Source organism: Corallococcus sp. AB018 (assembly GCF_003986945.1).
Lineage (GTDB): Bacteria > Myxococcota > Myxococcia > Myxococcales > Myxococcaceae > Corallococcus > Corallococcus exiguus.
Map to the genome: position 1 here is coordinate 1 of NZ_RAWR01000496.1, position 565 is coordinate 565.

Here is a 565-nt window from a genome sequence, read left to right on the forward strand (position 1 = left end):
CTTCTTCACGCTGCTTCGTTCAGCGCATTCCGGGGGCGGGGTTATCACCTGCGCCATTCCGGGCTTCGGTCCGGGGTGGGAGGGGTGGAAGGCCGCTCCCAGGGAAGCGAGACGACGGTCATGGGGCATGGGCGCCCGGTGTGGAGTGCGCGAGCCACCTTCGCGGTGGTGCTGGGGCTTTGGCTGGCCTCGGGGCCCGCGCGGGCGCAGGACGGCGGCGGCTGGCGGTCCGCCTTCGAGCTGCTGGCGAGCGGTCCCGAGCTGGGTGGGAGTGACATCCCCCGGGACGTGCCGAAGCGCCGGGGTTCGGACGCGACGGTGGTGCCGCCGGAGGTGATGGCCCGGGTGTTGACGGAGGAGGGGCCCCGGCCGGTGCCCACGGCGTCCGCGGCGGAGTCCGGCCCGGTGGTGGCGCCGGAAGCTCCGGGTGCGATGGAAGGCGGCCGGGTGTCGGAGCCCCGCGTGCGCCTGACGGAGGACGCGCCGAGGCCGCCGTTCAAGGCGCTGCCGGTGGCGGTCGCGGTGGTGCCGGGGTTGCTGCTGCACGGGTTGGGTGCGTGGACGG

General features: G+C 75.0%; 1 pseudogene. It reads left to right on the forward strand.

Annotation, left to right across the window (positions count from 1 at the left end):
• Positions 1–120: 120 nt before the first annotated feature.
• Positions 121–565: pseudogene (locus D7Y11_RS42865) on the forward strand (hypothetical protein); the annotation flags it as partial.